Below are 21,914 nucleotides of genomic sequence, written 5' to 3' on the forward strand. Positions count from 1 at the left end.
CCCTCAGACGGAGTTCCCATGTCCAACCCGACCGGCCGTATCGTTTACCTGAACGGCGAGTTCGTTTCCGAGAACGCGGCCCATCTTTCGGTCTTCGACCGCGGCTTCCTGTTCGGCGACGGCATCTACGAAGTGACCGCCGTGCTGGAAGGCAAGCTGATCGACAGTGCGCTGCACATGGCACGGCTCGAACGCTCCGCCCGCGAGATCGATGTGCCGCTTCCGGTGTCCGTTGCCGAGATCGTCGAGATCGAGCGGCGGCTGGTGCGCGACAACAACCTCACCGAGGGCGTCGTCTATCTGCAGCTGACGCGGGGTGCCGAGGATCGCAATTTCCTGTTTTCAGGCGACATCAAGCCGACGCTGCTGCTCTTTACCCAGGTCAAGACGCTGGAACATGTGGCTGCCGTCGACAAGGGGGTTTCCGTCAAGTCGGTCGCCGACCAGCGCTGGGCGCGACGCGATATCAAGAGCGTGTGTCTCTTACCGCAGGTGATGGCCAAGCGCATCGCCAAGGCCGAAGGCTGCGACGAAGCCTGGATGATCGAGGACGGCTTTGTCACGGAAGGCGCATCTTCGACTGCCTATATCGTCACGGACGACGGCCGGATCGTGACGCGCGGCAACAGCAATGCCACGCTGCCCGGCTGCACCCGGCTTGCCGCGCTGGAGCTGGCGCGCGAGCAAGGGCTGACGGTCGAGGAGCGGCCGTTTTCGCTGGAGGAGGCGCTTTCAGCCCGCGAGGCCTGCCTGACGAGCGCGTCGAACTTCGTCGTTCCGGTAACGCGCATCGACGGCAAACCGGTCGGCGACGGCAAACCCGGACCGATGGTCAAGCGTTTGCGTGAGCTCTACCTGGAGAATGCCCGTCGGACGGCAATCTAGCCGTCTGCGGATCGCTTTGAACGGTCGAGGGTATAAAGCGCATCCTGACGGGAGCCGCTTCATATCTTCCCTTCAAGCGGCAACCGTCTCCTGCGATTGCCAGATCCGCCCGACGACCGGGCGCCGGTTGTCCTTGGCGCGGTAAACCCGGATTTCGACGCTGATATCCCAACGGGGGTCGGCGGCGCGCACCAGCGCGCCGGACGCCAACTCGGCGACCATCAGGCTTTCCGGCACCCAGGCGATGCCCCAGCCGGCCTGCGCCATCGCCTTCAGGCCGACGGACATGCTGCCCTCATGCACCCGCTGGAACGGCGGCAGGTCGGCGCCGACCAGTTCTCCCAGCAATTGCCCGAAGAACGACGACTTCTCGTAGCTGATGTGGGGGAAAGGCTTCGTGCCGCCCTCCAAGAGGTGTGCGGCCGCTCCGGTGTCGTTGGGGGCTGAAACCGGAATGATCTTTTCGTGGCCGAGCGAGCGGTGCTCGAACGCCTGCGGGTCGAGGAGCAGCGGCACCTGGGTATGGGCATAGGTCAGGAGAAAATCGCAGGATCCGTCGACCAGCGAGTTGAGGTTCTCTTCCATGCTGCCGGAATCCGGGCGAAGCCGCGAAAACACCGGGCCGGCCTTCTTGTTGATCCGGTTCATCCAGTCGGGAAAGAAGGTGAAGGACAGCGTGTGGAGCGCGGTCACCTTGATGGTCTTGGCGTCCGAGCCTTCTTCCTTCTGCAGGTTGCGCCGTGATTGGTAGAGATGCTGCAATGTCTCCTGCGCCACCGGCACGAATTTCTGGCCCGCCTCGGTCAGTCGCGAGGGGTAGGTGGCGCGGTCGACGAGGCTCGCGCCGACCCAGGCCTCGAGCTGCTTGATCCGGCGGCTGAAGGCGGATTGGGTCACGTTCCGCTCGTCGGCTGCCTTCGAAAAATTGAGCGTGCTCGCCAGCGCCAGAAAGTCTTCGAGCCACTTGATTTCCAAAGCATGCACTCCTGAAAGACGTCACATCCCGCCTTGCGCGCGGGAGAATGACCCCTTTTAGGCACTGTTCGACGGGCTTCAAGAAAAATCAGCCCTGACGGCGGTATTCCATCATTCGCGCACGGTTGAGCACCAGTTCCACCCTGTTGTCGTCGAGGACATGCAGGCAGACGCGCTTCGTCCACGGACCGTCATGGAGGGTGAAGAGATAGCGGCCGTTGCCGAGTGCAGTGAGTGGCATCGTGTGCCGCACCGGGCCGACGCCCATCACCACCGCATCGTCACGGACCTCGAACTCGGCGCCTTCCGTCGACCGCCACGTTCCGGCAAGCGATGCCGCCACCGCTTGTTCACCGATTACAGGCAGGAAGCGTCGCGCCGCATGACCGGCCTCGCCGACGAGTGCCGATCCCTCCAGCCGCAACCGCATCGGCGAGGAGGCCGAGCGCGACGAAACCCAGCCGTCGCCGTCGTCATAGAGCGTGTCGTCGGCATCGAGATAGGTGCAGACGCTGCCCTTGGTCTCCAGCCACCAGGGACCCTGTTCCGTCACATAGAGGCCGTCGGGGATGCCGGTCGCGGCCGTTGGTAGCGGCAGGCCGGTCAACGCCGCCATGCTTTCGAGCGCGATCTTGTGGCCGTTGGTGTCTTCGCGATTGGAGACGACGACGAAGCCCGAGCGGCTTTCGGGATCGATGAGGAAATAGGTCTTGTAGCCGGGGTGCGAACCGCCGTGGCCGACGAAATTGCGCTCGCCAAGCGTCGACAGGCGCAGGCCGAGGCTGTAGCCGCTCGATCGTCCGTCGGCCATGAACCGCGTGGCCTGAAGCTTTTCCAGCACGCCGTCGAAACGGCCGTGCCCACGCATCAATGCCTGCAGCCAGGCCGTCAGTGCATTGGCGCTCCCTGTCAGGCTGCCGGAGGCCGAGATATGCAGGCCGGCGGCGGAAAGTTGCCATCGTTCGCCATTGTGCCAATAGCCGGGCACCAGGCCCGCGACCGGATCGTTCCAGACGTCTGGCGCCTTGAAGGTGACGCCGAGGGGGCCGGCAACGTCGCTCTGGATAAAGTCGTCGAAGGCGAAGCCGCGGCGCTCCAGCGCCGCCTCGACGAGGCGATAGCCGGTGTTGGAATAGGAAACTTCGCTGCCGGCGTCGAAATTCAGACGCCGCAGTCGCGCCAGAAATTCGAGCAGCGGTGCGGCCTGGGTCTCCGTGTAGACCGAAAGCCCAAGCAGTGAGAGGCATTCGCGTGTGTCCGGCAGACCGCCACTCATGTCGAGCGCCTGGCCGACCGTCACGTCGGCAAGCGGCGAGGCGAGTTCCGGCAGATGCTGGCCGAGCGGATCGTCGAGCTTGATGATGTCCTCATGTTGAAGAACCATGGCACAGAAGAAATGCTTGGTGACGGAGGCGTAGCGCACGACGCTTTCAGCCGAAAACGGCGCCAGCGTCGACAGGCTCTCGACGCCACGCGCATGCGAAAAGCGGATGCCGCTGTCGTCGAAGCCGATGATCGCGCCGCCCGGTTCGTTTTCTGCCCACTGCGCGGCAAATGCCTTTGCGGTGGTGGATGCTGCGTGCCAATCGAGATGTGCCGGCATGGTGTCTTCCATTGTGCTTGTTGCCACGACAGGGCCGAGATCAGGCGGGCTCTTCCAGCCCGACGCTCAGCGTGCGCAGTTCCGTCGTATGGGCGTGGCTTGTCTTGCCTGCCCGCAGATCCTGTGCGCTCAGTTGCTCTACCATCTCGCCGTTCAACATCACGCCGACCTGACCGCAGAGATGGGCGATGACGGCGAGGTTGTGGCTGACGAGAATGTAGGTGAGGCCGCGCGCTTCGCGAAGGTCGGACAGGAGATTGAGGATTTCCGCCTGCACCGAGACGTCAAGCGCGCTCGTCGGTTCGTCGAGCAACAGCACCTGCGGATCGGCAATCAGTGCGCGCGCAATCGCCACGCGCTGGCGCTGGCCACCGGAAAGCTGATGTGGGAAGCGGAAGCGGGCCGCCTGTGGCAAGGCGACGTCGGACAAGGCCTGAACGATGCGCTTGTCGATGTTGTCCATGCCGTGCACCAGCGGCAATTCGCTGAGAATGCGGTCGATCGTCTGGCGTGGGTGCAGTGAGCCGTAAGGGTCCTGGAACACCATCTGCACCCGGCGGAAAAAGCCCGGCGGACGTTTCAGCGCGGCCGGCTCGCCGCCGAAAGCGATGCGGCCTTCCCAGCTTTCGTTGAGCCCGGCCATCGCCCGGAGGATGGTGGACTTGCCCGAGCCGCTTTCGCCGACGATGCCGAAGCTGTCGCCCTTCTTCACCGAAAACGAGACACCTTTGACGACCTCGCGGTCACCGAACCTTATGCGGAGATTTTCAACGTCGATCATGCGGTGAGCCACGAAGCATCGCGGTTGAGAACAGGCAGCCGGTCCCTGGGATGCGTAAGGGAGGGCATGCAGTTGAGGAGCCCCTTGGTGTAGGGGTGGCGCGCATTCAGCAGTTCCGACGCTTTCAGTTCTTCCATGACACGGCCGGAATACATGACCGCGACCCGGTCGCAGAAATGCGAAACGAGCGGCAGGTCGTGGCTGATCAGAATGAGGCCCATGTTGCGCTCAGACACCAGCTCCTCGATTAGCCGCAGGATCTCGGCCTGAACGGTCGCATCGAGTGCGCTCGTCGGCTCGTCGGCGATCAGCAGTTCCGGGTCGGGCGCCAGCATCATCGCGATCATCACCCGCTGGCCCATGCCGCCCGAGACTTCGTGCGGGTAGGAGGCGGCGACCTCGCGCGGATTGCGGATCTTCACCTGGTCGAGAAGGTGGATCGCAGCCTCGAGCGCCTGCTTCTTGCTGCCGCCCTTGTGAGTACGCCAGGCTTCAGACACCTGCCGGCCGATGTTCATCACCGGGTTCAGCGAGTATTTCGGGTCCTGCAGGATGAAGCCGGCCCGCTTGCCGCGGATCTGGCGCATCTGCTTTTCCGACGCGGCGAGGACATCGATGCCGTCGAAGGAGAGCCGATCGGCAGTAATGGCGGCATTGGATGGCAAGAGCTTCATCAGCGCCCGCGCCGTCAGGCTCTTGCCCGATCCGCTCTCGCCGACGATGCCGAGTTTCTCCGCGCCGAGCGAAAGCGAGACGCCGCGCACGGCCTCGAAGCGGGACGAGCGGTTTTCGAAGGCGATGCGGAGGTTCTGGATATCAACCAGCATGGTTCAGTCTCCCTTCGGATCGAGCACGTCGCGCAATCCGTCCCCGAGGAAGTTGAACGCGAGAGAGACCAGGAAGATCGCGATGCCGGGCACGGTTGCAACCCACCACTGGTCGAAGATGAAGCGCTTGGCAGTGGCGATCATCGCGCCCCATTCCGGCGATGGTGGCTGCGCGCCCATGCCGAGGAAGCCGAGGCTGGCGGCGGTGATGATGATCGAGCTCATGTCGAGGGTGATGCGCACAATCAGGCTCGGCACGCAAAGCGGTGCGGCATGACGCATGATGATGCGCCATGGCGACGCGCCGGTCAGCCGGCAGGCGGCGATGAAATCGCTGCGGCGAACCGTCATGGTCTCGGCACGGGCAAGGCGCGCATAGGGCGGCCAGGCCGTGAGCGCGATGGCGAGAACGGCGCTTTCGACGCCGGGCTTCAGCGCCGCGACAAAGGCAAGCGCCAGAATGAGGCGCGGGAAGGCGAGGAAAACGTCGGTGACGCGCATCAGCATCGTATCGACGACGCCGCCGAAATAGCCGGCGATGCAGCCGACAGCAAGGCCGATCGGGGCAACGAGAACGACCACGGAAACGACCATGCCAAGCGTCACGCGGCCGCCAAAGAGGATGCGCGAGAAGATGTCGCGGCCAAGCTCGTCGGTGCCGAGCCAATGGACGGCACTCGGTGCGGCAAGCCGGTTGGCGAGGTTCTGGATCGCCGGATCGTGCGGCGCCAGCACCGGAGCAAGCGCTGCCAGCAGCGAAAAGACGAGGATGATCGCAAGCCCGATCATCGCCAGCGGGTTGGACCTGAGCTTCAGCCAGATCCGGTAGCGGTGGCCCCAGGAGGCCTGGGTGCGGGAGGCGGGCGTTTCATCCAGCGCCCAGTTTCTGAAGGTCGTAAGCATCATCGGACGCGGGGATCCAGTACACGATAGAGAAGGTCGGCGATGAGGTTGAGGCCGACATAGATGAGGCCGATCAGAAGGGTCGCTCCGACCACCGGGTTCATGTCGGCATTCATCAGCGATACCGTCAGATATTGACCGAGGCCCGGCCAGCTGAACACCGTTTCGGTGACGACGGCGCCTTCGAGAAGCCCGGCATAGGTGAGCGCCAGCACCGTGACCAGCTGCACGGCAACGGTCGGGAAGGCGTGGCTCCAGATGACGGTGGAAGCGGACAGCCCCTTGGCGCGTGCGGTGATCACGAATTCGCCCTTCAAGGCGTCGACCATGAAGGCCCGGGTCATGCGGGTGATATAGGCCATGCTGAAATAGGCGAGGATGCAGACAGGCTGCGCCATGTGCGCCACGGCGTCACGGAAGGCATCCCAGTCGCCCGCAATCAGCGTGTCGATCGTCAGGAGACCGGTGACCGGGTCGATCATGCCGTCGAAGATCACGTCCTGGCGGCCGGGTCCCGGTGCCAGGCCAAGTGTGGCGTAGAAGATCAACAGCGAAATCAGCGACAGCATGAAGACGGGAACGGAGTGACCGGCAAGGCAGACGACGCGTATCGCCTGGTCGATGAACTTGCCTTGGCGGACGGCGGCCCAGACCCCGAGCGGAATGCCGATCGCCGCCGACAGGAGCAGTGCTGCCGTTGCCAGCTCCAGCGTTGCCGGGAAGAACCGGGCGATATCGGTCGAAACCGGGTTGCGCGTCAGGATCGACATTCCGAGATCGCCGTGCAGCAGCTGCCAGAGATAACGGAAGAACTGCACGATCAGCGGCTGGTCGAGGCCCATCTCGATGCGGGCCTGGGCGATCACCGCCTCGGACGCATTGTCGCCGACCGCGGCAATGACCGGGTCGACCGGCATGACGCGGCCGATCATGAAGGTGACGATCGTCAGGCCGAGCAGCGTCAGGAAGACGCTGCTCAACGTGGCGGAAAAGCTTTTGATACGCTTGTTCAAGCCTTGGACGCCTCTGCATAGGAGTGGGCGTCAGAGAGCGTGCCGAGCCGGATGCCGGCAACCGACTTGCGGCAGGCGGCCGTGGTCGTCGTCTGCAGCATGAAGATGAAGGGGCTGTGCTCCATGTGGGCGCGCTGCAGTTCCTCGTAGAGCGCGATGCGCTTTGCCGGATCCTTCTCGTCGCGGGCGGCTTCGGCCTTCTTCGCCATCTCGGCATCCTGCCAGGACGAGCGCCACAGGAAGGGACGCGACTTGGCATCATCCGAATTGTCGTGGTTGATGTTGAACACGTCGGCATTGGCGTGCGGGTCGAAATAGTCCGAACCCCAGGCCGAAAGCGCCATCTGGTGTTCGCGAGCGCGCATCTTGGTCAGAACCTGGCGATTTTCCGCCGCCTGCAGCTGCACGCGGATGCCGATTTCGGCGAGGTTTGCCTGGATCGCCTGCGCCAGATCCGGATAGGGCTGCGCCGAATAGTGGTCCATGACGATGTCGAAGCCGGCTTCGAGGCCTGCCTCGGCCATTAGTGCCTTGGCCTTGGCCACGTCCTTCACAAACGGCGTATCGTTGACGACACCGGGATAGCCCTCCGGCAGGAAGCTCTGGTGAATCTTGTGGGTCAGCGGAACGATGTTTTCCTGCATGCCCTTGTAGTCGAGCGCGTGCTTGACTGCCTGCCAGACCTGCGGCTTTGCCAGGTTCGCCTGCTTCTGGTTGAGCGAGATCAGCACCAGCGAGGCCACACCCTTGCGGACCAGCGTGTAGTTCTCGTCGCCCTGCAGCGTGCGCAGCTGCTCGGAGCTGAGGTTGCGGGCGATATCGGCATCGCCCTTCTGCAGCATCAGGAGCTGCGAGGAGGGGTCGGCGACATGGCGCAGGATGAGGCGCTTGATGTTGCCCTTGTAGGGGCCGTTCGGATTGACCGTCAGCGCGACGCTCTCGCTCGGCTTCCAGGATTGCAGCGCGAATTCGCCCGAACCGGCGGTGTTCTTCTGCAGCCAGGCATTGCCAAGGTCGCCGTCGACTTCGTTTTCGAGCGCGACCTTCTTCTCCAGGATGCTGCCGACATTGGCCGAGAGGCAGTAGAGCAGGAAGGCGAGCGAGGCCGGCTGTTCGAGCGTGAGGCGAAGCGTCGAGCCGTCGACGGCGACGATGCGCTCTTCGACATTCTCAGGCGTGAAGCCGAACTGGGCGATGATGAAGGCCGGGCCCTTGTTCATCTTGATGGCGCGCTGCAGCGAGAAGGCCGCATCTTCCGCCGTCACCGGCGCTCCGCTTGCAAAGGTGGCGCCTGCGCGAAGCTTGAAGGTGAAGACCTTGCTGTCGGCATCCGCTTCCCAGGATTCAGCCAGCGTCGGGTCAACCTTATTGGCGTCGTCGAGGTTGGGGTGAACCAGCTTCTGGTAGATATTGCCGCAGATTTCGCTGCCGACCGCCTCGAAGCTCTCGTGCGGGTCGAGGCTCGTCATGTTGTCGAGCTGCTGGGCGACAACCAGGATGTCTTTCGGGGTTTCGGCGAAGGCCGGCACCAGGCTGACATAGGACAGAAACGGCACGGCAGCACCGCCGATCAACAGGTTGCGTCTGGAAATCATCGGAAATATCCCCTTCTCGGACTTATCGTCATGCGAACGGCCGCCGTGAGGCTTTTGCAGATAACCTCAATGCCGGCCGTGTTCCCTTGTAGGGGGCGGATTAAGCACAACATGGCTGGGCGCGACCAATTCCGATTTCGGCAAGGCCTATGCACGGTTTGCATTTGCGTCGGTGGACGGCTTTCCCCTAGGGCTGGCGGATGATTATGGTCGCGCACGACGATGCGATGAGTCGCGCGCAACCGGCCGGCGTGGCCGGCAAACAGGTTGAAAGGCGATCCCCAATTGGCAACACAGGCGAAAATCCCGGTCTTCGATGGACATAATGATGTGCTGTCGCGTTTGTGGCACTCGCAGCAGCCAGACGCTGAAGCCCGTTTCATCGATGGCGGCAGCTCCGGCCATATCGACCTCGTCAAGGCTGGGAAAGGCGGGCTCGCCGGTGGCCTTTGCGCTGTCTATGTCTCCTCTCCCAGCATGCAGAAGGACACCAACGGCGATTTCGCGACGCCGGATCAACAGGACGCGCTGAAGAGCACGCTCGGCATGGCGAGCCTGCTGATGCGCCTTGAGCGGCGGGCGGCCGGCCGTTTGAAAATCTGCCGCTCGGCCGCAGACATCCGCCAGGCGATTGCAGATGGCGTGTTCGCGTCGGTGCTCCATATCGAAGGTGTCGAAGCGTTCGCCGCCGATCTCGACGCGCTCTACGTGCTGCACGCTGCGGGCCTGCGCACGCTCGGACCCGTCTGGAGCCGGCCGAACATCTTTGCCTATGGCGTGCCGTTCCGTTTCCCCTCGTCTCCGGATATCGGCCCCGGCCTGACGGAAAGCGGCAAGGACCTGATCCGGGCGTGCAATGAGCTGAAGATCATGGTCGACCTGTCGCATATGAACGAACAGGGCTTCTGGGATATCGCGGCACTTTCCAACGGGCCGCTGGTCGCTTCCCATTCCAACGTGCATGCGCTCTGCCCGCACAGCCGCAACGTCACGGATCGCCAGCTCGACGCGATCAAGGACACCGGCGGGCTGGCCGGCATCAATTTCGGCGTCCTGTTCCTGCGCTCCGACGGCATCAGGAACCCGGACACCAGTCTCGACCTTCTGGCCGATCACATCGACTATATCGCCAACCGCATCGGCCTCGACCACGTCGCGCTCGGCTCTGATTTCGACGGCACGACGATCCCTGCGTCGATGCGCGACGCGGCCGACCTGCAATTGCTCGTCGACCTCTTGCGCAAGCGCGGTTACGACGAGGCCGCGCTGGCGAAAATCTGCCACGGCAACTGGATCCGGGTGCTGGAAACGACCTGGGGCGCGTGAGGGTGGGCGTGCAGCGGGCTTATCGGCTCGCTGCGATCGCAGCGCCGGCGAACAGTCCCGTTCTCAATTGATGCCGACGGTCTCACGGATGCCATGGCGTGTGCCGGCGCGCGACGACGGCCGCGTTACCGCCGAGACACTCGCCGACCTCGATCGTTCCGCGGCAGTGATCGCCCCGCAACGGCCTTTCAGTCACCGCCGGCTTAACGGTTCAACGCCGGGCTTGCGGCGCTTGCACCAGCGCGCCAACGATCATGCGCACCAGCGGCAATACGAGCAGCAGGCTCGGAAACGCCGCGAGCCACGAGATGCCCCCAGGCTTTCATCCATAGGGCGAAGAGGTCGGCGCTGGCTCCGACGCTGGCGACTGTGGAAACTGCCGAGACAAGGCAGGACATCAGGACCGACAGCACCAGAGGCATGGCGATGGCGTTGTAGCGAGCGGGAAGTTTCTTTGGCATGGCGGTGATGCTCCGGTTTGGAAGTGTCAGGCTTGGAGGTGTGGGCGAGCAGTGGCAGCGGTCGCGAGCTCTTCGATAAAGGCCCGCAGGCTTCGCGGTTCCCGCCCGAGTGCCGCTCTCAACGACAGGCTGTTGCCACCAAGGCCAACGGCCGCGTAGTGCTCATGGACCTTTGCGAGCAAGCCGAGTTGCTGTTCGGTGTATTTGGTCCGGGCCGGCGCGGCCCAATCGTGGAAGCTGATCTCTCCCGCCTCGATAGGGCGACCCGACGCGCTTGCCATCATCGCGGCGATTTCCTCCCTGTTGTGGCGGCCATCGGCGCACAATTCGAGGGTGGCGTAAGCGAGGCGATCCTCAGTCAAAGCGATCGCCGCCACCTCGGCAACGTCGCGATAGTCGACGCGCGCCAGGCGCGTGGTCTTCGGAAAGGGTTCTGAAAAGACGCCGTGTTCGACGATCGCCGGCCACGCCGAGCGGAGGTTCTGCATGAAGTTGGCCGGGTGCAGAATGGTGTATTCGAGCGTGGACGAATAGAGCGCATCCTCGACCGGGATCTTGGCTGCATGGTTCTTCAGTCGTGTGTTGGTTGGCTGGATGACCGAGGAGAAGACGAACTTGCGCACACCCGCGCGAACCGACGCCTCGACCATTGCAACGCCCATTGCCGTTTCATCGGGCGCGAAGGCCGGTCCGAGATGAAAAACACCGTTGATACCCTGCAGCGCAACGTCGAGGCTTTGGCGATCCCTGAGGTCGCCGACCGCAATTTCCGCGGCGCCAAGTGACTGCGCCAAGCCGGTGTTGGACTGGTCCCTGACTAGGGCGCGAACAATAGCTCCGCGGCCCACCAACTCGGGCACGACGAGGCCGGCAAACCGGCCGGTCGCACCGACGACGAGTATCCTGTTTCCCGCGGTTCTTTTCGTTGTCGGTGCCATGCGAATTCGCCTTCCTGACGTTCGTCTCATGCAATGTGAAGACAGGGTATTGCGCGGCGGAAATACAGACAATTGGCCAGAAATGTGATTAATACTCCCGAAAAATGGGAGAATTGAATGGGCCGTATCGAGGATCTGGAAGTGTTCGTCGCCGTGGTCGAGCTCGGGAGCTTGACGGCGGCTGCCAATCGCCTTTCGCGGCCGCTGCAGACCGTCAGCCGTTCGCTTGCAACCCTTGAAGACGATGTTGGGGTGGAACTCGTTCACCGAACGACCCGGCGCTCCTCGCCGAGCGAGGCGGGCGAGATCTTCTATCGACGGGTGAAGCCCGCCATCGATGAAATCCGTGAAGCCCGATTGGAGGCGGCGCGGCGCCGACTGGAGCCTTCAGGCGTGCTGCGCATCGGGGCTCCGGCGCTGTTTGCTCCGCGCTTCCTGATGCCGATCGTTGCCGAATACATGCGGCAATACAAGGAAGTCGAAGTCGAACTCGACCTTTCCGACGCGTTCGTCGATCTCGTAGGCGGTGGGCTCGACATGGTGGTGCGCATTGGCGATCTGGCCGACTCGAGCCTGACGGGGAAGCGGCTGGGCGGTCTGCGCCGCGTCGTCTTCGGTGCACCCTCCTATCTTGCCGCACGCGGTCGGCCCAAGCACCCACAGGACCTGAAGCACCACGACTGCGTCACGCGCCTGGGCGATGATCGGCAGGGCACCTGGATGCTGACGATCGACGGCAAGTCACGTGGGATAAAGGTTGGCGGCCCTTTGCGGGTGAACGCCATGGCGGCAATCTATGCCGCCGTCGGCGAAGGGCTCGGTCTCGGGTATTCCCCGCTCTGGCAAATCGAGCATCTGATTGCCGACGGCAGGGTCGAGGTGGTGCTTGAGGAATTCGAACCGGCCCCTGTGCCGCTTCATATCCTGTGGCGCGAGGGCAGGGCGCCCACGGCCAAGGTCCGGACGTTCATCGACCTGTTGAGCAAGCGGCTGAAGCTCGACCATCTCTGACGATGGGCCGAAAGCTAGCCTTCTACTTCGCGAATTTCTTGGCGCCGGCGACGCAAAGCACGATCGCGCCGGTGACCGCCAGCATCGCTCCACTCACCGGCTCATGCAACAGCGCTGCTGCCAGCGCCAGGCCGAAGAACGGCTGCAGCAGTTGCAACTGTCCGACGCCGGCGACGCCGCCGAGCGCCAGTCCGCGATACCAGAAGACGAAGCCGATCAGCATGCTGAAGACGGAGACATAGGCAAGGCCAGCCCAGGCGCCACCGTTCACCATCTCGACGGCTGGTGCGTTGGTGAAAAGACCGATGCCGATCATGACGGGCAGCGACAGCACCAGAGCCCAGCAGATGACCTGCCAACCACCGAGCTTGCGCGAAAGGGCAGCACCCTCGGCATAGCCAAGGCCGCAGACGATGATGGCGGCGAGCATAAGGAGATCGCCAATCGGCGAGGCGGAAAAACCCTGCGTCAGCGCAAAACCGGCAACCAGCGCGCTGCCGACGCAGGAAAACAGCCAGAAGGCCGGATGCGGCCGTTCGCCGCCGCGAAGTACCCCGAAGACGGCGGTCGCCAAAGGCAGTAAGCCGACGAAGACGATCGAGTGGGCCGATGTCACATGCTCAAGCGCCAGTGCGGTCAGAAGCGGGAAGCCAAGAACGACGCCGAAGGCGACGATTGCCAGCGACACGAGATCGGAGCGCGTCGGCTTGGGTTGGCGAAAGACGAGGAGCAGGCAGAGCGCCAGCGCACCGGCGATTGCCGCGCGGGCGACGGTCAGGAATACTGGATCGAAGTCCATGACGGCAGCGCGTGTGGCCGGCAGCGAGCCGCTGAAAATCAATACTCCGAGGAAGCCGTTTAACCAGCCGGTGGTCGTTCTGTCCATTGTCGTCTCCTTTTCTACATGTATCGGTCGGAGACAGTGGTTCTTCCAGAGACAATGCGGTACAGTTTCGCTAAACTGTCCTGCATCAAGGTCCAATACAGATGGCATTCCAGCAGACGGAGACCGGTAGCGAGACCCTGCTCGAGGGCGTCATGGGCACGATCCGGCAACGCATTGCCGGGCGATCGTTGACGCCGGGTGCCAAGCTTCCTTCCATTCGGGCGTTGGCGACGACGATGCGGGTTTCCAAGTCGACGGTCGTGGAAGCCTATGAGCGTCTTGCCGCCGAGGGTACCATCCGTTCGCGGCCCGGCTCCGGCTTTTTCGTGTCTGCGCCGCTGGCGCCGTTGTCGCTGACCGAGGTCGGCCCGCGGCTCGACCGCGCGGTCGACCCCCTCTGGGTTTCGCGACAAGCCCTTGAAACCGATGCCGAGGTGCTGAAACCCGGCTGCGGCTGGCTGCCGGCGTCGTGGATGCCGGAGGCAGCACTCAGGCGGGCGCTGCGCTCGATCGCACGCGCGGAGACGGCGAGCCTCACGGAATACGGTACGCCGCTCGGCCTGCGGCCCTTGCGGCAGTTGCTAGCGCGACGGCTGGCAGAGCATGGTGTCGAGGCATCGCCCGATCAGATCATCCTGACCGAGTCAGGCACCCAGGCGATCGATCTGCTTTGTCGCTTCCTGCTCGAAGCCGGCGACACCGTCATGGTCGACGATCCCTGCTACTTCAATTTCCAGGCGCTGTTGCGGGCGCACCGCGTCAATGTCGTCAGCGTGCCCTACACGCCCGTCGGTCCCGATCTCGATCGGTTCGCCGAGGTGCTGGAAGCCCATCGCCCCCGCCTCTACATCACCAACTCCGCCGTGCACAATCCGACCGGCGCGACGCTGTCTCCCGTGGTTGCGCATCGCCTGCTGCGGCTGGCCGAGCAGGCGGGCTTGACCATCGTCGAGGACGATATCTTTGCCGATTTCGAGCATGAGCCGGCGCCGCGGTTGGCCGCCTTCGACGGTCTCGACCGTGTCGTGCAGATCGGCAGCTTTTCCAAGACGTTGTCTGCATCGATGCGCTGCGGCTACATCGCCGCTCCCAGGAGTTGGATCGAGGGGCTGATCGACCTCAAGATCGCCACCACATTCGGCGGCCCGAACCTCGCCGCCGAGTTGGTGTTGACCCTGCTTCGCGACGGCAGCTACCGAAAACATATGGAGGCGCTGCGGCTGCGCCTGACCCGAACGATGACCGAAACCACCGCGCGGCTTGCTGCCGTCGGGATTGCACCCTGGATCGAGCCGCGGGCGGGCATGTTCCTCTGGTGCCGGCTGCCGGAGGGGCTCGATGCGTCGGAGCTGGCGCAGAAGGCGCTGGCGCATGATATCGTTCTGGCGCCCGGCAATGCCTTCAGCCATTCCGGCGCGGCTTCGGGATTTCTGCGCTTCAACGTCGCCCAATCGACCGATGAACGGCTCTATCGCGTACTGGCGATGATTACCCGGTAGTCACGCGTCTGGCAGTGTCGTTTCGGGCTGGTGACTGCCTGCATGTTTTTCGAGCAGCCTTTGTGATGGCCCTTGTTGACCGGGCTGCGACGACGCGGCGGCCGCCTTGCCGCTCGACGCCTTCTTTGGCAGCGGATTGCGCGTGGCCGTGCCTCAAAGCGCGGCTGATGGTGCCTATTTTCTGTGCAGTCCGCTTCATCCTTAGTCTTGTGCTACCGCTTGCACTGGACAGCGGATGCCGCGGGCGTTGATTTTTTCGTGTTTTGGCCAGGAAAAGCGAACTGGCACGATTAATGCTTTCTTATGTCTAACGGTCGTCGGGCAACCGATCTGGATTGCCCAACCGCTTCGGAACCAAGCCATTCCTGGCGTCACGTGAGAGAAAGAAATGACAAAGTTTAAGCTCGAATACATCTGGCTCGACGGTTACAAGCCGACCCCCAACCTGCGCGGCAAGACCCTGGTCAAGGAATTCGACGCTTTTCCGCAGCTTGAACAGCTTCCGCTCTGGGGCTTCGACGGTTCCTCCACGATGCAGGCCGAAGGCAGCAGTTCCGACTGCGTGTTGAAGCCGGTTGCCGTCTATCCGGACCCGGAGCGCAAGAACGGCGTGCTCGTTCTCTGCGAAGTCATGATGCCCGATGCCAAGACGCCGCATGCGTCCAACACCCGCGCTTCGATCGCCGACGACGACGGCGCCTGGTTCGGCTTCGAGCAGGAGTATTTCTTCTATCAGAACGGTCGCCCGCTCGGGTTCCCGGAAGCTGGCTTCCCCGCGCCGCAGGGCCCTTACTACTGTGGCGTTGGCTTCGGCAATGTCGGCGACATCGCCCGCAAGATCGTCGAAGAGCATCTGGACATCTGCCTGGCCGCCGGCATCAACCATGAAGGCATCAACGCCGAAGTCGCCAAGGGCCAGTGGGAATTCCAGGTCTTCGGCAAGGGCTCGCGCAAGGCCGCCGATGAAATCTGGCTTGCCCGCTACCTCCTGCAGCGCCTGACCGAAAAATACGGCATCGACGTCGAATACCACTGCAAGCCGCTCGGCGACACCGACTGGAACGGTTCGGGCATGCATGCCAACTTCTCGACCACCTACATGCGCGAAGTCGGCGGCAAGGAATACTTCGAAAACCTGATGGCGGCCTTCGCCGAAGCTCGCGCCGACCACATCGCCGTCTACGGTCCTGACAACCACATGCGCCTGACCGGCAAGCACGAAACCGCCTCGATTCACCAGTTCAGCTACGGCGTTGCTGACCGCGGTGCCTCGATCCGCGTTCCGCACAGCTTCGTCAACAACGACTACAAGGGCTATCTTGAAGACCGCCGCCCGAACTCCAAGGGTGACCCCTACCAGATCGCTGCGCAGATCCTGAAGACGATCTCCACGGTTCCGACCGATGTCGAAAGCCAGATGAAGGCGGCCTGAGCATGGCTTGTGGCGTGCCCTAGCGGCACGCCACAAACGGCTCTGCCTCCAAGGATAGGCGATCGGCGACGGTCGCCAAAACAAAACGCCCCGCTTTCGAGCGGGGCGTTTTGTTTTAGGCTGCCGATAATGCGCGGGTTGGTAGCCGGGAAGGCTCAGCGCTCGTCACAACCACCTTCTTTCCTGTGCTTGTCACAGGAATCTAGCCCACCCAAGTCCCTGGGTGGGAGGGTATTTTGATCTGACGGACGTCAGCTCGCTGGATTCCGGCACAAGGCCGGAATGAGGGAGAATTGAGTAAGGCTGTCGGCAGACATGCATTCTCAGGGTTTGCGCCCGTGCTATGGCTTAGCCAGAGGCTGACCACCGGCCGTCGCTGCCGGCTCAGGCGGCGCGAACGAAGTGATCGCTGTCGACCTCGACGATCCTGTCCTGCGTCATCGCCGATTTGCGCCGGATCTCCTCCACATCCTCCGGCCGCAGCCGCACGCTCGGGTCGTCGAAGCGGATATCCGGGTCGGGAACCGCCGAAAGCAGGAGCTTCGTATAGGGATGGGCGGGATTGTCGATCACCTTGCCGACATTGCCCCATTCGACGATCTGGCCGGAATACATCACGGCAATATCCTCGGCGACATAGCGCGCCGTGGCGATGTCGTGGGTGATGTAGAGCAGCCCGAGCTTCATCTGCTGCTTCATTTCGCTCAAGAGATTGAGCACCCCGAGGCGAACGGAGACGTCGAGCATCGATGTCGGCTCGTCGGCGACGATCACCTCCGGCTTGGCGGCAAGCGCGCGGGCGATGTTGACGCGCTGGCGCTGGCCGCCGGAGAGTTCGTGCGGGTATTTCGGCGCAACAAGGTCGGGATCGAGCTTCACCTGCAGCAGCAGCGCCCGCACCGTTGCGTCGATCTCCGACCGCTTGATGTCAGGGCGATGCAGCAGCAGCGGCCGCTTCAGATGATAGGCGATGGTGTGGGCCGGATTGAGCGAGGCGAACGGATCCTGGAAGATCATCTGCACCGCGCGGCGGTAGTGGGCCGCCTCGGCGGCATTGCTGCCTTCGACCGGTTGACCCTTGAACAGGATCTTGCCTTCCGTCGGCAGATATTCGCGCATCGCCATGCGGGCACAGGTGGTCTTGCCGCTGCCGGATTCGCCGACAAGCGCAAGGGCGCGACCGGCATGCAGCGAAAACGAGATCGATCGGGCAGCGCGAACGGCGCCTGGCCCGTTGCCGAAGGTCTTGGTGACATTGTCGAGAGCGAGGATCGGGGTCTGCATGCCGGTCATAGCAGGACACCTCCATGGAGAGAGGGGAAGGAGGCCCAGAGTTTCTTGGTATAGTCGTGCTCGGGCGATCCGTAGATCGCTTCGGCTGTGTTCTGTTCTACGAGCTTGCCCGCGAGCATGATGCCGATGCGGTCGCAAAATTGTACCATCAGGCCGAGGTCGTGGGTGATGAACAGGACGGCAAAGCCGAGGCTGCGGCGCAGTTCGTTGATCCGTTGCAGGATTTCGCGCTGGACGACGACATCGAGCGCGGTCGTCGGCTCGTCCATGACGACCAGCCGCGGATCGAGCGCCAAGCAGATGGCGATGACGATGCGCTGGCGCATGCCGCCGGAAAACTGATGCGGGTAATCACGCATGCGGTCCGGGGCGATGTCGACGAGCTTCAGCATTTCGGCGGTGCGGTCACGTGCCTGCGCGCGGCTCATGCCCTTGTGCGTCTTCAGGACGTCGTAGAACTGCTGCTCGATGCGCAGCACCGGGTTGAGCGAGTTCATCGCGCTCTGGAACACCATGGCGACCTCGCGCCAGCGGAAATCGCGCAAGCCCTTGTCGTCGAGATCGAGCACGTTGCGGTCGTTGAGCAGGATGGTGCTTTCGCGCCGGATCAGCGCCGGCGGTTTGTGCAGCCGGCTGATGGCAAAGGCGATGGTGCTCTTGCCGCAGCCGGATTCGCCGGCAAGTCCGAAGACTTCGCCCGGTGCGACATCGAAGCTGACGTTGTCGACGGCGCGAAAATCCTTCTCCTCGCCGATATAGTCGATCGTCAGGTTTTTCACCGATAGCAATGGTGCGGTCACAGGCGACCCTCCCCGGAACGAATGAGCGCGGACCAGCGTCCTAGGCGGTTACCGGTGCGCAGCCTGGGATTGGCGATTTCGTCGACGGCGAAATTCAGAAGCGACAGGCCGATGCCGAGGAAGGCAAGCGCAAAGCAGGGCGTGAGAATGTCCCACCACGCGCCGACAGAGAGGGCCGAGGCCTTCTGGGCGGCATAGAGCATAGTGCCCCAGGAGACGACCTTCGGATCGCCAAGGCCGAGAAACTCAAGGGTTGCCTGGGTGATGATCGCGAAGATGACGCTGCCGATGAAGTTGATGCCGACGATCGAGATCAGGTTGGGGAAGATCTCGAAGGTCATGATGCGCCAGCGCGGCTCGCCCATCATCTCTGCCGACTTGACGTAGTCCTTCTGCTTGACGGACAGCGTCTCGGCGCGGGTGACGCGCGCGCCCCATGCCCAGGAGGTTCCGCCGAGGATTAGCGCGATGACCCAGGGGCTCGCCTGACCGATGAAGGCGGCGAGAACAAGCAGCAGCGGCAGGTTGGGAACCACCAGCACCATGTTGGTGAAGAAGCTGATGACCTCGTCGACCTTGCCGCCGCGATAGCCGGCGAGAATGCCGAGCGCGGTGCCGACGATGGTGATGAGCAGGCCTGCGCCGAAACCGACGGCCAGCGAGGTGCGGGCGCCATAGATCAGCCGCGTGAACACGTCCTGGCCGATGCGGGTGGTGCCGAGCCAGTGGGCGAGCGACGGGGCCTGATGCGGCCGGCCGACGCGCGCGCCCGGATCATAGGGGGTCAGCAGCGGTGCTGCGATCGCCACTATGAGAATGAAGGCGATGATGGCGACGCCGACAAGGGCCTTGCGGTTTCGGATCAATCCGAAGGGTTGGGACTTCATCTCACGCCCTCTTCAAGCGGGGGTCGAGCAACACATAGCTGACGTCGACAATGAAATTGGCGACGAGCATGGTCGCGGTCATGATCAGAAGCTGGCCCTGGATGACAGGGTAGTCGCGGGCAAGGATCGCCTGATAGAGAATGTTGCCGAGGCCCGGATAGTTGAACACGACTTCGGTAACCAAAGAGCCGCCGAGGATCGTGCCGATGGCGATGGCCAGGCTCGACACGGTCGGCAACAGCGCATTGCGCGCCGAATACCAGAGCATCACGTGCCCGTCCGACAGCCCCTTCGCCCGGGCCATGACGATATAGTCCTCGCCGAGCAGGTTGATCATGTTGTTGCGCATGGTGACGGCAAAGCCGCCCGTCAGCACTGTGCAGAGCGTGAGCATCGGCAGGATGCCGTGATAGAGCACGCTGCCGAGATATTCGAGCGTGAAGGCCGGGTCGAGCGCCGGGTCGGCGGCGTAGCCTGTCGGGAACCAGTTGAGTGTAAAGCCGAAGAAGAAGACGACGATCAGCGACGTGACGACGGCCGGAACCGAGGTCGCGAAGATCGCGCCGACGGAAACGATGACGTCGAAAAGGCTGCCGCGACGCCAGGCGGCGAGAATGCCAAGAAAGGTGCCAAGCGTGAAGCTGATGATCGTCGCCGTGCCCATCAGGCCCACGGTCCAGACCAGTGCATTGCCGAGAACCGTCGACACCGGCAGCGGGAAATACTTGATCGAGCGGCCGAGATCGCCGCTGAAGATGCTGCCGAGATAGGTCAGATATTGCTGCCACAGTGGGCCGTCGACGAAACCGAAGGTCAGTTTCAGCGCCTGCAGGCTTTCAGGCGGCAGTTCCGCGCCCGCGCTCGAAAACATGATCTGCACGGGATCGCCCGGCATCAGTCGCGGCAGGAAGAAATTGATCGTCGCCGCCGCGACGAAGGCTGCCAGATAGAAGCATAGGCGGCGAAGCAGGAAAGCCATGGGGACTCCATCGACTGCGCCTGATCCCGTTACCGGCAGAAGAGGCGGCAGAAACCTTTAGAAACGGCGCGAGCCTTCGCTGAGCAGGTCTGCTCTCAAAGAGCCCACGCGGAGACGGGAGCGGCCCGATCGTGAGCCGCTCCCGCCAGTCCTGGGATGTTTAGTTGACTGGCTCAAGAGCCAACAGGTGCAGCAGGCGCGCCGGGTTGGTCCGCGAGATCGACGGATTGACGAACGGGGTTTCAGCCGTCACCCAGCCTTTGAAGCGCTTGGTGTTGTACTGGTACCAGTTCGGGTTGTTGAACACAGGCATGACAGGCATGTTTTCAGCAACGATGCGCTGCGCCTTGTTCATGGCTTCCTTCTGCTTGGCGAGGTCGGCCGTGTGGGTGAACTCGGTCAGGAGCTTTTCCACGTCGGCGTTGAACCAGCGCTGTGCGGTGAAGCGTGTCTTGCCCTTGTCCGAAGCGCTGAAAGCACGCTTGTAGGGATAATAGGGCGAGGCGGATGCCGGCAGGCTGTTGATCGCCGCGTCGAACGTGCCGTTGATGAGGTTGCCGGTCCAGACGGCTTCCTCAGGTGTTTCGATCTTTGCATCGAGGCCGACGGCCTGCAGGCCTTCGACGGCGATCGTCACCGTGTCGATCCAATCGGTCCAGGAGCTCGGCACGATGATCGAGAAGGAGATCTTGCTGCCATCCGGATTGTCGCGGAAGCCGTCGCCGTCCTTGTCGACATAGCCTGCCTCGTCGAGCAGTGCCTTGGAGGCATCGGCATCATACTTGCCGTAGGTGCCGAAGTCGGTCGCAACCGACGGGTCAGCCCAGCTCTTGTAGAGTTCGCCCATGCCGGCCGGATCTTCGTTGAGCGTCGGATAGCCGTAGCCGGCAACGTCGACCATGGTGCCCCGGTCGAGCGCCATCGAGGCCGCCCGGCGGAATTTTACGTCGTTGAAGGCCTTGCGGTTGTTCTCGTTGGCGGTTTCCTGGTTGAACAGGAAAGCCACCATGCTGCTCGGCGAATACCAGAAATGGAAGTGCTCCGGGTCCTTGGCGACATAGACATTCTCGATATCCGGGATGAAGGAAACGCCCCAGTCGAGCGTGCCTGAGGCGGTCGCGGTCAGGATCTGGTTGTTGTCGGCCAACTGCGGGAAGCGCATGCAATCGACCTTCAGGGTCGCTGCATCCCAGTAGTGCGGGTTGCGGCACTGGTCATAGGTCTGACCGGTGAAGCGGGGGATTTCTGTCATCGGGCCGCTGCCGACAGGTGTCTCGTTGGCGAAGGTCACCGGCTCAGCGATATCCTTCCAGACATGTTCAGGCACGATCGGCAGCTGCGCCAGTTGCTCGGCGGCAAGCGAACTCGGATTGGCGAGCGTGAAGCGCACGGTCTGGCCGTCGACGGCTTCGACGCCGGTGATGAAGGTCCAGATGCTGACGAAATCGAGCGCCGGGAATTTCTTCAGGTAGTCGTAGGTGAACTTGACGTCGGCGGCGGTCAGTGGCTTGCCATCGGACCATTTCAGGTTCGGGCGCAGCTTGAACTCGATCGACTTCAGGTCGTCGGCAAGCTTGAAGCTTTCCGCGAGGCGGAACGTCGGCTTGTTGTCGTCGAAGCGATTGAAGACGATCAGCGGCTCATAGATGAAGTCGAGCGTGCTCTGGCGCGCCGATGTCTGGTTGAACGGGTTGAAGTTGCGAACCCAGGTGGTGGCTGGCTCGATGTTGACGGTCAGGACCGACTGCGCCATCGCCGGTGCGGCAAAAAGGGTCAGCGCGGTCGCTGCCCAGAGAACGGATCTTTTCATGGTTTCTCCC

Annotated in this window: 20 protein-coding genes; 5 read left to right on the top strand and 15 right to left on the bottom strand. The window is 63.0% G+C overall.

The window, feature by feature from the left end; genetic code table 11:
• Window positions 1-18: 18 nt before the first annotated feature.
• Window positions 19-885, top strand: a complete 867-nt coding sequence (locus AC07UR_RS22030; protein WP_209790134.1) for a D-amino-acid transaminase — start codon at window positions 19-21, stop codon at window positions 883-885.
• A 72-nt stretch (window positions 886-957) separates the two neighbouring features.
• On the opposite strand, the gene AC07UR_RS22035 is transcribed toward AC07UR_RS22030, so the two are convergent.
• The 7 genes from AC07UR_RS22035 to AC07UR_RS22065 form a co-directional block, all read right to left on the bottom strand.
• A complete protein-coding gene (locus tag AC07UR_RS22035; protein ID WP_209790133.1) occupies window positions 958-1,860 on the bottom strand; it encodes a LysR substrate-binding domain-containing protein in 903 nt (300 codons plus the stop codon).
• Window positions 1,861-1,948: 88 nt separating this feature from the next.
• Window positions 1,949-3,463 (bottom strand): serine hydrolase domain-containing protein, encoded by a 1,515-nt coding sequence (locus AC07UR_RS22040; RefSeq protein ID WP_209790132.1) that lies wholly within the window; start codon window positions 3,461-3,463, stop codon window positions 1,949-1,951.
• 40 nt (window positions 3,464-3,503) lie between these two features.
• Window positions 3,504-4,244: an ABC transporter ATP-binding protein gene (locus AC07UR_RS22045; RefSeq protein WP_209790131.1), complete on the bottom strand. Its 741-nt coding sequence runs from the start codon at window positions 4,242-4,244 to the stop codon at window positions 3,504-3,506.
• On the bottom strand, window positions 4,241-5,071 hold the full coding sequence (locus tag AC07UR_RS22050) for an ABC transporter ATP-binding protein (RefSeq protein WP_209790130.1): 831 nt from the start codon (window positions 5,069-5,071) through the stop codon (window positions 4,241-4,243). The genes AC07UR_RS22045 and AC07UR_RS22050 overlap by 4 nt, the downstream gene beginning before the upstream one ends.
• A 3-nt stretch (window positions 5,072-5,074) precedes the next feature.
• A complete protein-coding gene (gene nikC, locus AC07UR_RS22055; protein ID WP_209790129.1) occupies window positions 5,075-5,977 on the bottom strand; it encodes a nickel transporter permease in 903 nt (300 codons plus the stop codon).
• Window positions 5,974-6,987 (bottom strand): ABC transporter permease, encoded by a 1,014-nt coding sequence (locus tag AC07UR_RS22060; protein ID WP_209790128.1) that lies wholly within the window; start codon window positions 6,985-6,987, stop codon window positions 5,974-5,976. Before AC07UR_RS22060 ends, nikC begins: the two co-directional genes overlap by 4 nt.
• Complete coding sequence (locus AC07UR_RS22065; RefSeq protein ID WP_209790127.1) at window positions 6,984-8,582, bottom strand: ABC transporter substrate-binding protein; 1,599 nt, start codon at window positions 8,580-8,582, stop codon at window positions 6,984-6,986. Before AC07UR_RS22065 ends, AC07UR_RS22060 begins: the two co-directional genes overlap by 4 nt.
• A 285-nt stretch (window positions 8,583-8,867) precedes the next feature.
• On the opposite strand from AC07UR_RS22065, the gene AC07UR_RS22070 reads away from it, so the two are divergent.
• Window positions 8,868-9,908 (top strand): dipeptidase, encoded by a 1,041-nt coding sequence (locus tag AC07UR_RS22070; RefSeq protein ID WP_209790126.1) that lies wholly within the window; start codon window positions 8,868-8,870, stop codon window positions 9,906-9,908.
• A gap of 203 nt (window positions 9,909-10,111) precedes the next feature.
• On the opposite strand, the gene AC07UR_RS22075 is transcribed toward AC07UR_RS22070, so the two are convergent.
• Complete coding sequence (locus AC07UR_RS22075; RefSeq protein WP_412728351.1) at window positions 10,112-10,369, bottom strand: DUF2798 domain-containing protein; 258 nt, start codon at window positions 10,367-10,369, stop codon at window positions 10,112-10,114.
• A 26-nt stretch (window positions 10,370-10,395) separates the two neighbouring features.
• A complete protein-coding gene (locus AC07UR_RS22080; protein WP_209790125.1) occupies window positions 10,396-11,307 on the bottom strand; it encodes an NmrA family NAD(P)-binding protein in 912 nt (303 codons plus the stop codon).
• Window positions 11,308-11,424: 117 nt separating this feature from the next.
• Between AC07UR_RS22080 and AC07UR_RS22085 the strand changes: the two genes are divergently transcribed.
• Complete coding sequence (locus AC07UR_RS22085) at window positions 11,425-12,318, top strand: LysR family transcriptional regulator (protein WP_209790124.1); 894 nt, start codon at window positions 11,425-11,427, stop codon at window positions 12,316-12,318.
• Window positions 12,319-12,340: 22 nt separating this feature from the next.
• On the opposite strand, the gene AC07UR_RS22090 is transcribed toward AC07UR_RS22085, so the two are convergent.
• The gene (locus AC07UR_RS22090; RefSeq protein ID WP_209790123.1) at window positions 12,341-13,204 is read right to left on the bottom strand and encodes a DMT family transporter; all 864 of its coding nucleotides are present in this window, start codon (window positions 13,202-13,204) and stop codon (window positions 12,341-12,343) included.
• Between the two features lie 101 nt (window positions 13,205-13,305).
• Here AC07UR_RS22090 and AC07UR_RS22095 point away from each other — a divergent pair, with 101 nt between their 5' ends.
• Together AC07UR_RS22095 and AC07UR_RS22100 are read left to right on the top strand one after the other, a co-directional pair.
• On the top strand, window positions 13,306-14,703 hold the full coding sequence (locus AC07UR_RS22095; protein ID WP_209790122.1) for an aminotransferase-like domain-containing protein: 1,398 nt from the start codon (window positions 13,306-13,308) through the stop codon (window positions 14,701-14,703).
• A gap of 388 nt (window positions 14,704-15,091) precedes the next feature.
• Window positions 15,092-16,135, top strand: coding sequence for a glutamine synthetase beta-grasp domain-containing protein (locus AC07UR_RS22100; protein WP_173423221.1), 1,044 nt, complete (start codon window positions 15,092-15,094; stop codon window positions 16,133-16,135).
• A gap of 384 nt (window positions 16,136-16,519) precedes the next feature.
• Here AC07UR_RS22100 and AC07UR_RS22105 read toward each other — a convergent pair whose 3' ends face one another.
• The 5 genes from AC07UR_RS22105 to AC07UR_RS22125 form a co-directional block, all read right to left on the bottom strand.
• Entirely contained in the window at window positions 16,520-17,419 is a 900-nt protein-coding gene (locus tag AC07UR_RS22105) for an ABC transporter ATP-binding protein (protein ID WP_209790287.1), read from the bottom strand.
• 5 nt (window positions 17,420-17,424) lie between these two features.
• Window positions 17,425-18,228, bottom strand: a complete 804-nt coding sequence (locus AC07UR_RS22110) for an ABC transporter ATP-binding protein (RefSeq protein ID WP_209790121.1) — start codon at window positions 18,226-18,228, stop codon at window positions 17,425-17,427.
• The gene (locus AC07UR_RS22115; RefSeq protein WP_209790120.1) at window positions 18,225-19,115 is read right to left on the bottom strand and encodes an ABC transporter permease; all 891 of its coding nucleotides are present in this window, start codon (window positions 19,113-19,115) and stop codon (window positions 18,225-18,227) included. Before AC07UR_RS22115 ends, AC07UR_RS22110 begins: the two co-directional genes overlap by 4 nt.
• 1 nt (window position 19,116) lies before the next feature.
• Complete coding sequence (locus AC07UR_RS22120) at window positions 19,117-20,094, bottom strand: ABC transporter permease (RefSeq protein WP_209790119.1); 978 nt, start codon at window positions 20,092-20,094, stop codon at window positions 19,117-19,119.
• 160 nt (window positions 20,095-20,254) lie between these two features.
• Entirely contained in the window at window positions 20,255-21,904 is a 1,650-nt protein-coding gene (locus tag AC07UR_RS22125) for an ABC transporter substrate-binding protein (protein WP_209790118.1), read from the bottom strand.
• Window positions 21,905-21,914 lie beyond the last annotated feature (10 nt).

The organism is Ensifer sp. GW821-FHT05G01, from assembly GCF_059419585.1.